Below are 12725 nucleotides of genomic sequence, written 5' to 3'. Positions count from 1 at the left end.
TGTGTCTCTGGTCGATGCTTACAGGTCTTCGGCGGACAGGATCATCTCGGTGAGCCCCTTGCCGCCCTGAACCATGGGGTACACGTTTTCGGTCTGGTCGATCTGGAAGTCGAGGAACACCAGATCGTTCTTGCGCGCGAAGGCTTCGCGCAGCGCGCCCTCGACGTCCGACGGGCGCTCGATCTTCAGTCCCACGTGGCCGTAGGCTTCGGCGAGTTTCGCGAAGTCGGGCAGCGAGTCCATGTAGGACTCGGAATAGCGTTCGCCGTGGAACAGCTGCTGCCACTGGCGCACCATGCCGAGGTAGCGGTTGTTCAGGTTGCAGATCTTGATCGGCAGGCGGAACTGCTTGCAGGTCGACAGTTCCTGGATGTTCATCTGGATCGAGGCCTCGCCGGTCACGCACGCCACCTGTGCACCCGGGTTCGCGAGCTGCGCGCCCATCGCGTAGGGCAGGCCGACGCCCATCGTGCCGAGGCCGCCGGAGTTGAGCCAGCGGCGCGGCTTGTCGAAGCGGTAGTACTGCGAGGCCCACATCTGGTGCTGGCCGACGTCGGAGGTCACGATGGCGTCGCCGCCGGTGACTTCCCACAGCTTCTGGATCACGAACTGCGGCTTGATGATCTCGTCCGAGTTCTTGTACTTCATGCACTCGCGGCTGCGCCATTCGTCGACCTGCTTCCACCACGAGCCGAGCGTGTCGGGGTTCGGGCGCGCGGCGTTGGCCTCGAGCTGGCGGATCATCTCCTCGAGCACTTCCTTGAGGTCGCCGACGATGGGCACGTCGACCCGCACGCGCTTCGAGATCGACGACGGGTCGATGTCGACGTGGATGATCTTGCGCGGCTCTTCGGCGAAGTGGTCCGGATTGCCGATCACGCGGTCGTCGAAGCGGGCGCCGACGGCGAGCAGCACGTCGCTGTAGTGCATCGCCATGTTCGCTTCGTAGGTGCCGTGCATGCCGGGCATGCCGAGGTACTGGCGGTCGCTCGCGGGATAGCCGCCCAGGCCCATCAGCGTGTTCGTGATCGGGAAACCCAGCATGCGCGTGAGCTTGGTGAGCTGTTCGGCCGCGTTGGCGAGGATCACGCCGCCGCCGGTGTAGATCATCGGGCGCTTGGCTTCCAGCAGCAGCTGCACGGCCTTGCGGATCTGGCCCTGGTGACCCTTGACGACCGGGTTGTACGAGCGCATCGAGACCTCTTTCGGGTACTCGAACTCGCACTTGTGCATCGACACATCCTTGGGGATGTCGACCAGCACCGGGCCGGGGCGGCCGGTCTTCGCGAGGTAGAAGGCCTTCTTGATCGTCGTGGCGATGTCGCGCACGTCCTTGACCAGGAAGTTGTGCTTCACGCAGGGACGGGTGATGCCGACGGTGTCGACTTCCTGGAACGCGTCCTGGCCGATCGCGGCGGTCGGAACCTGGCCGCTGATGATGACCATCGGGATCGAGTCGCAGTAGGCGGTGGCGATGCCGGTGACCGCATTGGTGGCGCCTGGGCCGGAGGTCACCAGTGCGACGCCGACGTTCTCGGTGCTGCGGGCGTAGCCGTCGGCAGCATGCACGGCAGCCTGTTCGTGGCGCACCAGCACGTGGCGCACCTTGTCCTGGTTGAACAGTGCGTCATAAATGTAGAGTACCGCGCCGCCGGGGTAGCCGAAGACGTAATCGACCTTTTCTTCCTGCAGACACCTGATTACAATTTCCGCTCCACTCAGCACCATCGCAAACTCGCTATTCTTACGTTCCGAAACGCTGAACGTTACCGGTCAGGCGCAGTTTGGTCAAGGCTGCTGCGGCATCGCACAATGGCCTGAATAACCGGTTTTCATAAGGATCCAGAACTGGCTAACCGGGCAGAACTCTCCGCATTTCTCCAGAGTGTCGAAAAGCGTGCGTTCAAGCAGGCAGTGTATGCGCTGCGCAACGACGACGCGGCCCTGGATGCGGTGCAGGATGCGATGCTCAAGCTCTCGGTCAGCTATGGCGAGCGTCCCGCGAGCGAATATCCGATGCTGTTCCAGCGCATCCTGCAGAACGTCATCTACGACGCGCTACGGCGGCAGAAGGTGCGCAATACCTGGACGACGCTGCTGTCGTCTTTCGTCGGCGACGACGAACAGGACAGCGACAACGATCCGCTCGATACCCTTGCCGGGGAACCCGACGAAGCGAAGGCCGACACGCCGCACGGGCAGTACGAGCGCGCACGCACGCTGGCCGCGATCGAGCGGGAAATCGAGCGGCTGCCCCCCCGTCAACGGGAAGCCTTCCTCATGCGTTACTGGGAAGAGATGGATATTGCCGAGACGGCAGCGGCGATGGGCTGTTCCGAGGGGAGCGTGAAGACGCATTGCTCGCGCGCCACGCAGACGCTGGCAGCAGCCCTGAAAGCGAAGGGAATCAAGTTATGAACGACGAAGCTTTTGCCCGCAGGGTGGCGGTCCAGTTGTCCGCGGCCGCGCGCAGCGTGGACGGCGATGTCGCGGACCGTCTGCGGCTCGCGCGCGAGCGCGCCCTCGCCGCGCATCGGCCGGTGCAGGCGGGGTTCGGCGCGAAGATCGGTAGCGCGCTGCGTCGCCTGTTCCCGCCCATGATGCGCCCGGCGGCGGTGGCGGCGGCGATCCTCGTCGCGGTGCTGGCGGGCGATTACTGGACCACCTGGCTGCGCGTGAGCGAGATGGAGGAGGTCGATACGGCGCTGCTGATCGACGACCTGCCGATCGACGCCTATCTGGATTCGGACTTCAAGGCATGGCTGCAGGACGATTCGCAATCCTGATCCTGATGGCCGCCCTGAGCGGTCCGGTCCTCGCGGTCGCGCCGATCGGTGCGCCCTCGTGGTCCGGTCTGACGGCTGCCCAGCGTTCGGTGCTCGCGCCGCTGTCGGACGACTGGAATGCGATGAGCGAAGTGCAGCGCCAGCGCTGGCTGGGGGTTGCCAACCGCTATTCGCGCCTGACGCTGGAAGAGCAGGCACGCATCAGCGCGCGCATGCGCGACTGGGCGAACCTGCGGCCGGACCAGCGCGAGCGCGCGCGCGATCAGTACCGCGCGCTGCGCAGCATGCCGCGCGAGCGGCGCGAGTCGCTGCAGGAACAATGGCAGCGCTACCGCAGCATTCCGCCGGAAGAGCGCCAGCTCAAGTCCGGCCCGCGCATCGTGCGCCCCTTACAGCGACCGCCCGTGCGCGGCAACAAGGAATGAAGAAACAAGACCCAAGGCGCAATACCGCGGCCCCGTCCCGCAACGCTGAATCCCGTTCCGCAAACCACCCTCAGGTCGTCGCGCAGGTGGTCGAACTCGCCGGCGTGCGCCGCCGCCTTGCGAGCCTGCTGTACGAGGGGTTGCTGCTGCTGGGGGTGCTCGCGCTCGTTTTCCTCGTGCCCTACCTCGTGCTCGGTGTCCTGTTCGGCATCGCGCCGGCCGGGTGGGTGGCGTGGTTGCACATCTACGTCGCGCTGGGTGCGTATTTCATCTGGTACTGGCGTCGGCGCGGCCAGACGCTCGCGATGCAGACGTGGAAGCTGCGCCTGGTAACGGCCGACGGCCGTGTGCCCAGCGTCGCGACCGGCTGGCTGCGCTACACGCTCGCGTGGCCGTCGCTGCTGTGCTTCGGCCTGGGGCTCGCGTGGGCGCTGGTCGACCGCGATCGCCAGTTCCTCCACGATCGCCTCGCCGGCACGCGCATCGTGCTGCTTCCCTGACGCGGGCGTCGGGCGGCGCGGGGGGCGTATACTCACGGTTTGTCCCGTACGCGGCCGGACAGCCGGAGAAACAATGAAAAGCGAACACGCCCCGACCATTCAACGATCCGACTACACGCCGCTGGCGTGGACCATCGACGACATCGAGCTGCATTTCGCGCTCGATCCTGCGGCAACCCTGGTGACGACCCGGCTGCGCTGCGTGCGGCGCTCGGCGCGCGCGGAGCCGCTGCGCCTGCTGGGCGAGGAACTCGAGCTCGTGAGCGTGAGCGTCGACGGCGTGCCCGCCGGATCCGGGCAGCTGACCCGGGGCGAAGGCTGGATCGAGATCGCGCTCGATGCCGCCCGGGCCGAACTCAGTATCGTCACGCGCATCAATCCGCAGGCGAACACCGCGCTGTCGGGTCTCTACGTGTCGCGCGGCGGTTTCTTCACGCAATGCGAGGCCGAGGGGTTCCGGCGCATCACCTATTTCCCCGATCGACCGGACGCGATGACGCGCTTCACCGTGACGCTGGAGGCGGACGCCGCCGAATGTCCGGTGCTGCTGTCGAACGGCAACCTCGTCGCGCAGGGGGCGCTCGAAGGCGGCCGCCACTTTGCGAAGTGGGTCGATCCGTTCCCCAAGCCGTCGTATCTCTTTGCGCTGGTCGCGGCGAAGCTGGTCGCGCTGGAGCGTCGCGTCACGACCGCCTCGGGGCGCGAGGTGCTGCTGCAGGTGTGGGTGGAGGAGGGCAATCTCGACCGCACGCCGCACGCGATGGACTCGCTGGTGCATGCGATGCGCTGGGACGAGGAGGTGTTCGGCCTGGAGCTCGACCTCGACCGCTTCATGATCGTCGCCGTCAGCGACTTCAACATGGGCGCGATGGAGAACAAGGGGCTCAACATCTTCAACGCGAAGTACGTGCTCGCGAAGCCCGACACGGCGACCGACGTCGACTACGAGAACATCGAGAGCGTGGTCGCGCACGAGTACTTCCACAACTGGACCGGCAACCGCGTGACCTGTCGCGACTGGTTCCAGCTCACGCTCAAGGAAGGCCTGACGGTGTTCCGCGACCAGCAGTTCTCCGCGGACATGCTCGCACAGGCCGCGGGCGACGCCGGGGCGGCGTCGGCACGCGCGGTCAAGCGCATCGACGACGTGCGCGTGCTGCGCGCGGCGCAATTCCCCGAGGATGCCGGGCCGATGGCGCACCCGATCCGGCCGGAGCGCTACCAGGAGATCAACAACTTCTACACCGCGACGGTGTATGAGAAGGGCGCCGAAGTCATCCGCATGCTGCACACGCTGCTGGGCGCGGAGGGGTTCCGCAACGGCATGGACCTGTATTTCAGCTACCACGACGGCCAGGCGGTGACCTGCGACGACTTCGTCGATTGCATGGCGGAGGCGAACGGCTACGACCTCGACCAGTTCATGCTGTGGTACAGCCAGGCGGGCACGCCGCGCGTGCAGGCGGCCGGCGCGTGGGACGCGGCGAACGGCCGCTACACGCTGACTCTGTCGCAGCACACGCCGCCGACGCCGGGGCAGGCCGACAAGGCGCCGCTGGTGATCCCGGTCGCGGTGGGCCTCATCGGACCCGACGGCAAGGATTTGCCGCTGACCCTGGAAGGGGAAAACCACGGCGGCGCGACGACGCGCGTGCTGGTGCTATCGGAGGCGGAGCAGACTTTCCGCTTCGTCGGCGTCGCCGCCGAGCCCGTGCCCTCGGTGTTGCGCGGGTTCTCGGCCCCGGTGATCCTCGAACTCGACGAGAGCGACGAGCGGCTCGCCTTCCGCATGGCGCATGACGCCGATGCCTTCAACCGCTGGGATGCGGCGCAGCGCTATGCGGAGCGCGTGATCCTCGCGCTTGCGGCGGATGCCGACGCCGGGCGCGCGCTTGCGCTGCCGGCGGCCTTCGCGCAGGCCTTCCGTGCGCTGCTGAACGACGCGGCGCTCGATCCGGCCTTCCGCGCGCAGGCGGCGGCACTGCCGTCGGAGACCTATCTCCTGGAGCGGATGGAACCTGCCGATCCGGCATCACTGCGGGCTGCGCTGATGTACATGACGCGCGAACTGGGCAAGGGGCTGGCGCCGGACTGGCAGGCGATCGGCGCGGCGATGGAGGTGCCGGGCGAGTATCGCTATCAGCCGGGCGACGCGGGCCGGCGTGCGCTGGCCAACCTTGCGCTGAAGTACCTCGCGGCCGCCGGCGTGCCCGAGGGGCTGGCGCGCGCGGAGGCGCAGTTTGCGCGCTTCGGCAACATGACCGAGGGCTTCGGCGCGCTCGCTGCCCTGGTGCAAAGTGCGAGCCCCGTGCGCGAGGCGGCGCTGTCGCGTTTCCATGAGCGCTATCGTGACGATGCGCTGGTGCTGGACAAGTGGTTCGCGCTGCAGGCCTCGGCCTGGCGCTGGGACGCGGCCGCGGGGCCGGTGCTGGAGCGCGTGCGCGCGCTGATGGACGACCCGGCCTTCAGCCTCGCCAATCCGAACAAGGTGTATGCGCTGCTGGGAAGCTTCTTCCGTGCGAACCCGGCCGAATTCCATGCGCCGGACGGCAGCGGGCATGCGTTCTGGGCCGATCAGGTGATCGTGCTGGATGGCCGCAATCCGCAGGTCGCGGCGCGCATGGCGCGGGCGCTGGAGAACTGGCGCCGTTTCACGCCCGCGTTGCGGCAGAGCATCCGCGCGCAGATCGCCCGGGTCGCCGCGACGCCGGGGCTGTCGCCCGACGTGGCGGAAATCGTCGGCAAGGCGCTCGCGGATTGAGTGAACTCGGTGCCGATATTGACGCGGCAATTGGATACAGCCGTTCGCCCTGAGCCCGTCGAAGGGCGTTGGCACGGCTTCGACAGGCTCAGCCCGAACGGTGGTTCGTGGTCGGGCGAATGAAACTGGCGGGTCGCGATGTGGGTGGCCCGCCGGATGTTCAGGTGGTGAGTTCGCCGGCGATGTAGTTCGACAGGTGGTTGATCGTCTTTTCCTGCAGGTCGATGATGGATTTGACGACGTCGCCGATCGTGACGATGCCGACGATGTGCCCGTGCTCGACCACCGGCAGGTGACGGAAGCGGTTCTCCGTCATGATGTTCATCACCGCGTCGATCGCCAGCGACGGGGTGATCGTGCACACGTTGGGCGTCATCACGTCGCCCACGGTGGCTTCGCGCGAATTGAGGCCCTTGAGGACGAGCTTCCGCGCGTAGTCGCGTTCGGTGAAGATGCCCACGAGGCGATCGTTTTCGAGCACCAGCACCGAGCCGATGTCGTGTTTGGCCATCATCGCCAGGGCGTCGAGGACGCTGACGGTGGGCGTCACCGAGTGCGTCGTCGTGCCCTTCTGTTCAAGAATCTGTCGCACTGTCACAGTTGTCGCAAGCATCGTGTCCCTCCGTTCGTGTTAGGCATTCACGCGGCTCTCCCCTTGTTCGGGAGCATGCTGGCATAGCTTGGAACGAACCGGGCGCGGATGCAAGTGTGCAGTGCCCTGCGGGACCGTTGCGGCCCCGCTTGTGCGTCAGATTTCCAGGTTGTCGATGAGGCGGGTGCGTCCCAGCTTGGCGGCGGCGAGAACGACGAGCGGGTCGTCGGCATGCACCGGGGGCTGCAGGTCGGCCTGGCGGCGCACGGCGATGTAGTCGGGTTTCCAGCCGTGTGCGGCGAGTTCGGCGACGGCGATGGTCTCGAGCTTGAGGAAGTCGTGGTCGCCGCGTCGCACCGCGTCGCGGATGCGTGCGAGCTGGCGATAGAGGCGCGGCGCCTCGGCGCGCTCGTCGGGCGAGAGGTAGCCGTTGCGCGACGACAGGGCGAGGCCGTCGTCGGCGCGCACGGTCTCGCCGGGCAGCACTTCGACGGGAATCGCAAGCTGGCGCACCATATTGCGCAGCACCATCAGCTGCTGGTAGTCCTTCTTGCCGAACAGCGCGACGTCGGGCTGGACGATGTTGAGGAGCTTCAGCACGACCGTGGCGACACCGCGGAAGTGGTCGGGGCGGAATTCGCCCTCGAGGATGCTGATCTGCGCCGGCGCCGGATCGACGTGGTAATGCTGCGGCTCGGGGTACATCACCTTCTCGTCCGGGGCGAACACATGGGTGACGCCCGCGGCCTCCAGCCGCTCGCAGTCCGCGGCGAGCGTGCGCGGGTAGCGGTCGAAATCTTCGCTGGGGCCGAACTGCAGGCGATTGACGAAGATGCTGGCAATGACGCTGTCGGCCTTCTCGCCGGCCTGGCGCACGAGGTCGATGTGGCCGTCGTGCAGGTTGCCCATCGTCGGGACGAAGGCCGCCTTGCCGGCGGTCTTGCGCGCGGCGCGCAGGCTGTCGATTGTCGTGTGAATCTGCATGGCGTGTGTTCCCTGCGGGTGGGGCGGGCGGCGGTCAGTAGCAGTGCTCGGCGGCGGGGAAGCTGCCGTCCTTGACCGCGCGCACGTAGTTGGCGACGGCGTCCTCGATGCTGGCGGCGCCGGTCATGAAGTTCTTGACGAAACGTGCCTTGCGGCCGGGATAGACGCCGATCATGTCGTGCAGTACGAGCACCTGACCGTCGCAGTCGGGGCCCGCGCCGATGCCTATCGTCGCCATCGAGGTGAGGCTGGCGGTGACTTCGGCCGCGAGGGCCGCGGGGACCATCTCCATGACCATCAGCGCAGCGCCGGCCTGTTCGAGTGCGAGGGCATCGGCCTTGAGCCGGGCGGCGCCGGCTTCGCTGCGGCCCTGCACGCGGTAGCCGCCGAGCTGATTCACCGACTGCGGCGTGAGGCCGATGTGGGCGCACACGGGCACACCGCGCTCGACGAGGAAGCGCACGGTTTCGGCCATGAAGGCGCCGCCTTCGAGCTTGACCATGTGGGCACCGGCCGCCATCAGGCGCGCAGCGTTGCGCAGCGCCTGCTCGGGGCTTTCCTGGTAGCTGCCGAAGGGCATGTCGGCGACGATGAAGAGGCGGGTGTTGGCCCGGGCGACGCATTCGGTGTGATAGACCATCTGGTCCAGCGTCACCGGCAGGGTCGACTTCTGTCCCTGCACGACGTTGCCGAGGGAGTCCCCGATCAGCGCGACGTCCACGCCGGCGCGTTCGAGCAATGCGGCGAAGCTCGCGTCGTAGCAGGTGAGCATGGTGATCTTGTGCCCTTCGGTGCGCATCTTGCCAAGTTCGGACAGGGTGACGGGTTTTCCGTCCTGGAGGTAGCTCATCGGGGTTCCTCGAAAGAGGCGCGAGTTTTTCCTAAATTCCGCGCGGGTACAAGCCGTTTCGTGGTTTGCCGGCTGCTCGCTCAGGCGGCGTAACCGAAGAATTCGCGATAGCTGCGCATGTTGCGCAGGCGATCGAGCAGGAGTTCGAAGTCGTCATCGTGGTCGACGGGATTGAGGACTTCGGCATCGACGATGAACAGCGGCGCGGCATCGTACTGGTAGAAAAAGCGTGCGTAACGCTCGGCGACGCGCTCGAGGTATTGCTCGGTGATGCGCCGCTCGGTGTCGAGGCCGCGCCGGCGGACGCGTTCGACCAGCGTTTCGGGTTTGGCCTGCAGATAGATGATGAGGTCCGGCTTGGGCGGCGACGCGGGTTTCATCGCGTCGAATACGCGCTGGTAGAGCGCGAGTTCGTCGGGCGCGAGGTTCAGCGCGGCGAACAGGGGGTCCTTGTCCAGCACGAAGTCGGACACGACACGCTGCTGCTGTTCCATTGCCTCGGCGACCATGCCGAGCTGGTCGAAGCGCTGGAACAGGAAGTGCAGCTGGGTGGACATCGCCCAGCGCTCGGCGTCCTGATAGAAGCGGCCGAGGAAGGGGTTCAGTTCCGGTTGCTCGAACAGCGCCCGCGCGTCGAGGCGTTCTGCAAGCCGCCGGGCGAGCGAGGTCTTGCCCGCGCCGATGGGGCCTTCGACCACGATGTAGCGTGCCTTGTCCAACATGCAGGAACGTCGCCTTTAGTTTCTGAAGATGAAATATACCGCGCCAAGCATACACAGGGCGGCCCAAAGATAGTCAAGCTTGATCGGCTGCTTCATGTACAGCACGACGAAGGGCACGAAAACCAGCAGGGTGATCACTTCCTGCATGATCTTGAGCTGGGCGAGGTTCAGCTCGCTCGCGCCGATGCGGTTGGCCGGCACCTGCAGCAGGTATTCGAACAGCGCGATGCCCCAGCTGACGAGGGCGGCGACGAACCAGGCCCTGGACTGCATGTTCTTGAGATGGCCGTACCACGCGAAGGTCATGAAGACGTTCGATGCGGTGAGCAGCATCGCGGTCTGCACCCAGGCGGGCAGGGTCTGCATCCAGGCGGTCATGGGCAATTCGGCGTTGCGGGCGGATCAGGAAAGGCGTTCGATGCGCTGGTCGCGCACGGTGTCGAGCAGGTCCGCCGCGCGGCCGCGGCCGGGGATGTCGGTGTCGGGCGCGATCTCGGCGAGCGGGACGAGCACGAAGGCGCGCAGGTGCATGCGCGGGTGCGGGACGTCGAGGCCGGGCAGGGCGATGGTCGCGTCGCCGTAGAGGAGCAGGTCGAGGTCCAGCGTGCGCGGGGCGAGTTCGGTCTCGCGCCGGCGTCCGTGCGAGCGCTCGAGGTCGAGCAGGGCCGCAAGCAGGTCGGGTGCGGGCAGCGTCGTGTCGATCGCGGCGACGGCGTTGAGGTAATCGGGATGGCCGGTGACGCCGATCGGTGCGGAGCGGTAGAGGCTGGAGCGCGCGAAGAGGCGGGTGCCGGGCAGGTCGTCGAGCGCGGCGAAGGCGCTGGCGAGCGCGGCGGCGGCATCGCCCAGGTTGGCACCGAGGGCGACGAACGCGCGCACCGGGTCGCGGCCCGGCGGCGGGTGGTGGCCGGTCATGACGCGTTGCTGCTTGCCGTGGCCTCGGTAGTGGCCGCGGACGGCTTGCGGCGGCGACGGCGGCGCTTGCGCTCGGCGGATTCGCCGGCGGTCGGCGTCTCGGCGAGGAGCGCTTCGCGCGCGTCGTGGCCCGCGTGGGCAAAGCGATCCCACCAGTCGGGCAGTGCGGCGTCGATTTCGCCGGACTGGGCACGCAGGCGCAGGAAGTCCCACGCGGCGCGGTAGCGCGGCTGTTCGATGAGGCGGTACGGCGCCTTGCCGGTGCACTTCTCGAAGCGCGGCTGCAGGGCCCAGATTTCCTTGATGTCCCCGACGATGCGCTTGGTGATCGCGAGCTTGCCGGCCTGCCTGTCGAGCACTTCGTCCATCGCGGCGAACAGCGCGGGCTGGGTGTGCTCGCCGTCCTTCCTGCGTGTTTCCCAGTTGGCGAGCACTTCGTGCCACAGCAGGGTCGCGAAGAGGAAGCCGGGGGATACGGGCTTGTCGGCGCGTACGCGCTCGTCGGTGTTTTCCAACGACAGCCAGACGAAGCGCTCGCCCATCGGTTGCTCGAGGATCACGTCGAGGAGCGGCAGCAGGCCGTGGTGCAGGCCTTCCTCGCGCAACTGCTTGAGGCAGCGCACCGCGTAGCCGGAGAACAGCAGCTTGAGCATCTCGTCGAAGAGGCGCGCCGCAGGCACGTTTTCGAGGAGTTCCGCCATCTCGCGGATGGGATTGCGCGCGGCCGGGTCGAGTGCGAGGCCGAGCTTGGCGCCGAGGCGCACGCCGCGCAGCATGCGCACGGGATCCTCGCGGTAGCGCGCGCGCGGATCGCCGATGATGCGCAGCGTCTTCTGCTTGAGGTCCGCGACGCCGTGGTGGTAGTCGAGGATATGTTCGGTGGTCGGGTCGTAGTACAGCGCGTTGACGGTGAAGTCGCGGCGCGTGGCGTCTTCGGCCTGCGAACCGTACACGTTGTCGCGCAGCACGCGGCCGTGTTCGTCGGTCTCGGTGTCCTCGGCGCTCTGGCTGGCGCGGAAGGTCGACACTTCGATCGTTTCCGGGCCGCTCATGACATGCACGATCTTGAAGCGCCGGCCGATGATGCGCGAGCGGCGGAACAGCGCGCGCACGTCCTCGGGCGTCGCGCTCGTGGCGACGTCGTAGTCCTTGGGAGGATGGCCGACCAGCAGGTCGCGCACGGCGCCGCCGACAACGAAGGCCTTGTGGCCGCTTTCCTGCAGCACGGTGCACACCTTGCGGGCGGCGGGCGAGATCTGTTCGCGACGGATGCCGTGCTGGGTGACGGGGACCAGCGCAGGTTCGGTGTTGATGGGCGAGGCGGCGCGGCGGAAGACCTTGCGCAGCAGCTTGCGGATCATTGGAGAGAGGGGCTTGCAGTCAACATAAGCTGTGAATCATAACCGATGCGGCGCTGCGGGAGGGACTGCATTGTGGGTTGGATCGTGCTGTGGGAGCGGCTTCAGCCGCGAATGGGCGCCGATTCGCGGCTGAAGCCGCTCCCACGAGGCGACGGGGTCAGCGCAGCGAAATGACCGGCCAGCCGGCAGTCTGCGCGTGGGCGCGCAGGGTGTCGTCCGGGTCGACGGCAATGGGGTCGGTGACGCGCGACATCAGCGGCAGGTCGTTGTGCGAGTCGCTGTAGAACCACGAGCGGGCGAAGCTGCCGGTGTAGAGGCCGAGCGATTCGAGCCAGGCGTCGACGCGTTCGATCTTGCCGGCCTTGAAGGCGGGCATGCCGCGCGGCTTGCCGGTGAAGGCGCCGTTCTCCTGCGCGGGGATGGTGGCGACGAGGTGCGGGATGCCTAATTCGCGCACGATGGGGCCGGTGACGAAGCTGTTGGTGGCGGTGACGACGGCAACGAGCGCGCCGCTGTCGAGATGCTCGCGCACCAGCGCGCGCGCCTTGTCGGTGATCATCGGGGCAATCGAGCCGGCCATGAACTCGCGGTGCCAGGCGTCGAGCTGGTCGCGCGAATGGCGGGCGAGCGGGGCGAGCTGGAAGTCGAGGAACTCGAAGATGTCGAGCGTGCCGGCCTTGTACTGCTCGTAGAACCGGATGTTCTTCGCTTCCTGCACTTCGCGGTCGAGGACGCCCTTGGTGATGAGGAATTGCGCCCAGGCGAAGTCGGAGTCGCCGTTGAGCAGGGTGTTGTCGAGGTCGAAAAGGACGAGATCCACGTGTGTTTC

14 protein-coding genes are annotated in these 12725 nt (G+C 67.1%); 5 read left to right on the top strand and 9 right to left on the bottom strand.

The genetic code is table 11. The features are described 5' to 3' along the window. Nucleotides 1-18 precede the first annotated feature (18 nt). Complete coding sequence (locus BW991_RS06655; protein WP_076601295.1) at nucleotides 19-1728, bottom strand: acetolactate synthase 3 catalytic subunit; 1710 nt, start codon at nucleotides 1726-1728, stop codon at nucleotides 19-21. A gap of 93 nt (nucleotides 1729-1821) precedes the next feature. On the opposite strand from BW991_RS06655, the gene BW991_RS06650 reads away from it, so the two are divergent. The 5 genes from BW991_RS06650 (at nucleotide 1822) to pepN (ending at nucleotide 6472) form a co-directional block, all read left to right on the top strand. Next, the gene (locus BW991_RS06650) at nucleotides 1822-2418 is read left to right on the top strand and encodes an RNA polymerase sigma factor (protein ID WP_212566866.1); all 597 of its coding nucleotides are present in this window, start codon (nucleotides 1822-1824) and stop codon (nucleotides 2416-2418) included. Further along, nucleotides 2415-2786 (top strand): DUF3619 family protein, encoded by a 372-nt coding sequence (locus BW991_RS06645; RefSeq protein WP_076601293.1) that lies wholly within the window; start codon nucleotides 2415-2417, stop codon nucleotides 2784-2786. Before BW991_RS06650 ends, BW991_RS06645 begins: the two co-directional genes overlap by 4 nt. After that, nucleotides 2759-3211, top strand: coding sequence for a DUF3106 domain-containing protein (locus tag BW991_RS06640; protein ID WP_076601292.1), 453 nt, complete (start codon nucleotides 2759-2761; stop codon nucleotides 3209-3211). Before BW991_RS06645 ends, BW991_RS06640 begins: the two co-directional genes overlap by 28 nt. Further along, entirely contained in the window at nucleotides 3208-3711 is a 504-nt protein-coding gene (locus BW991_RS06635; protein ID WP_212566864.1) for an RDD family protein, read from the top strand. The genes BW991_RS06640 and BW991_RS06635 overlap by 4 nt, the downstream gene beginning before the upstream one ends. 73 nt (nucleotides 3712-3784) lie before the next feature. Beyond that, nucleotides 3785-6472 carry an aminopeptidase N gene (gene pepN, locus BW991_RS06630; protein WP_076601291.1) on the top strand — a complete coding sequence of 896 codons (2688 nt, stop codon included), beginning with the start codon at nucleotides 3785-3787 and terminating at the stop codon, nucleotides 6470-6472. Nucleotides 6473-6632: 160 nt separating this feature from the next. On the opposite strand, the gene BW991_RS06625 is transcribed toward pepN, so the two are convergent. The 8 genes from BW991_RS06625 to BW991_RS06590 all read right to left on the bottom strand — a co-directional run bounded on the left by BW991_RS06625 (nucleotide 6633) and on the right by BW991_RS06590 (nucleotide 12716). Then, the gene (locus BW991_RS06625) at nucleotides 6633-7085 is read right to left on the bottom strand and encodes a CBS domain-containing protein (RefSeq protein WP_076601290.1); all 453 of its coding nucleotides are present in this window, start codon (nucleotides 7083-7085) and stop codon (nucleotides 6633-6635) included. A 135-nt stretch (nucleotides 7086-7220) separates the two neighbouring features. Beyond that, entirely contained in the window at nucleotides 7221-8048 is an 828-nt protein-coding gene (panC, locus tag BW991_RS06620) for a pantoate--beta-alanine ligase (protein ID WP_076601289.1), read from the bottom strand. A 34-nt stretch (nucleotides 8049-8082) separates the two neighbouring features. Further along, complete coding sequence (panB, locus tag BW991_RS06615) at nucleotides 8083-8898, bottom strand: 3-methyl-2-oxobutanoate hydroxymethyltransferase (RefSeq protein WP_076601288.1); 816 nt, start codon at nucleotides 8896-8898, stop codon at nucleotides 8083-8085. A gap of 80 nt (nucleotides 8899-8978) precedes the next feature. Next, the gene (locus tag BW991_RS06610; protein ID WP_076601287.1) at nucleotides 8979-9620 is read right to left on the bottom strand and encodes a deoxynucleoside kinase; all 642 of its coding nucleotides are present in this window, start codon (nucleotides 9618-9620) and stop codon (nucleotides 8979-8981) included. A gap of 15 nt (nucleotides 9621-9635) precedes the next feature. Then, nucleotides 9636-9998: a DMT family protein gene (locus BW991_RS06605; RefSeq protein WP_076601286.1), complete on the bottom strand. Its 363-nt coding sequence runs from the start codon at nucleotides 9996-9998 to the stop codon at nucleotides 9636-9638. A 24-nt stretch (nucleotides 9999-10022) separates the two neighbouring features. Then, complete coding sequence (folK, locus tag BW991_RS06600; RefSeq protein WP_076601285.1) at nucleotides 10023-10535, bottom strand: 2-amino-4-hydroxy-6-hydroxymethyldihydropteridine diphosphokinase; 513 nt, start codon at nucleotides 10533-10535, stop codon at nucleotides 10023-10025. Next, entirely contained in the window at nucleotides 10532-11896 is a 1365-nt protein-coding gene (gene pcnB / locus BW991_RS06595; RefSeq protein ID WP_076601284.1) for a polynucleotide adenylyltransferase PcnB, read from the bottom strand. The genes folK and pcnB overlap by 4 nt, the downstream gene beginning before the upstream one ends. Before the next feature lie 157 nt (nucleotides 11897-12053). Then, nucleotides 12054-12716: a histidinol-phosphatase gene (locus BW991_RS06590; protein ID WP_076601283.1), complete on the bottom strand. Its 663-nt coding sequence runs from the start codon at nucleotides 12714-12716 to the stop codon at nucleotides 12054-12056. Nucleotides 12717-12725: the final 9 nt, after the last annotated feature.

It is taken from the genome of Aromatoleum tolulyticum, from assembly GCF_900156155.1.
In the GTDB taxonomy this organism is placed as follows: Bacteria; Pseudomonadota; Gammaproteobacteria; order Burkholderiales; family Rhodocyclaceae; genus Aromatoleum; species Aromatoleum tolulyticum.
This window is presented reverse-complemented; position numbering and strand designations above follow the sequence as displayed.

Excerpts from the sequence above, each read along its gene's own strand:
- BW991_RS06655 (WP_076601295.1), bottom strand. The coding sequence starts at position 1,728 with ATGGTGCTGAGTGGAGCGGAAATTGTAATCAGGTGTCTGCAGGAAGAA.
- BW991_RS06645 (WP_076601293.1), top strand. The coding sequence starts at position 2,415 with ATGAACGACGAAGCTTTTGCCCGCAGGGTGGCGGTCCAGTTGTCCGCG.
- BW991_RS06640 (WP_076601292.1), top strand. The coding sequence starts at position 2,759 with ATGGCTGCAGGACGATTCGCAATCCTGATCCTGATGGCCGCCCTGAGC.
- BW991_RS06635 (WP_212566864.1), top strand. The coding sequence starts at position 3,208 with ATGAAGAAACAAGACCCAAGGCGCAATACCGCGGCCCCGTCCCGCAAC.
- pepN (WP_076601291.1), top strand. The coding sequence starts at position 3,785 with ATGAAAAGCGAACACGCCCCGACCATTCAACGATCCGACTACACGCCG.
- BW991_RS06625 (WP_076601290.1), bottom strand. The coding sequence starts at position 7,085 with ATGCTTGCGACAACTGTGACAGTGCGACAGATTCTTGAACAGAAGGGC.
- panC (WP_076601289.1), bottom strand. The coding sequence starts at position 8,048 with ATGCAGATTCACACGACAATCGACAGCCTGCGCGCCGCGCGCAAGACC.
- panB (WP_076601288.1), bottom strand. The coding sequence starts at position 8,898 with ATGAGCTACCTCCAGGACGGAAAACCCGTCACCCTGTCCGAACTTGGC.
- BW991_RS06610 (WP_076601287.1), bottom strand. The coding sequence starts at position 9,620 with ATGTTGGACAAGGCACGCTACATCGTGGTCGAAGGCCCCATCGGCGCG.
- BW991_RS06605 (WP_076601286.1), bottom strand. The coding sequence starts at position 9,998 with ATGACCGCCTGGATGCAGACCCTGCCCGCCTGGGTGCAGACCGCGATG.
- folK (WP_076601285.1), bottom strand. The coding sequence starts at position 10,535 with ATGACCGGCCACCACCCGCCGCCGGGCCGCGACCCGGTGCGCGCGTTC.
- pcnB (WP_076601284.1), bottom strand. The coding sequence starts at position 11,896 with ATGATCCGCAAGCTGCTGCGCAAGGTCTTCCGCCGCGCCGCCTCGCCC.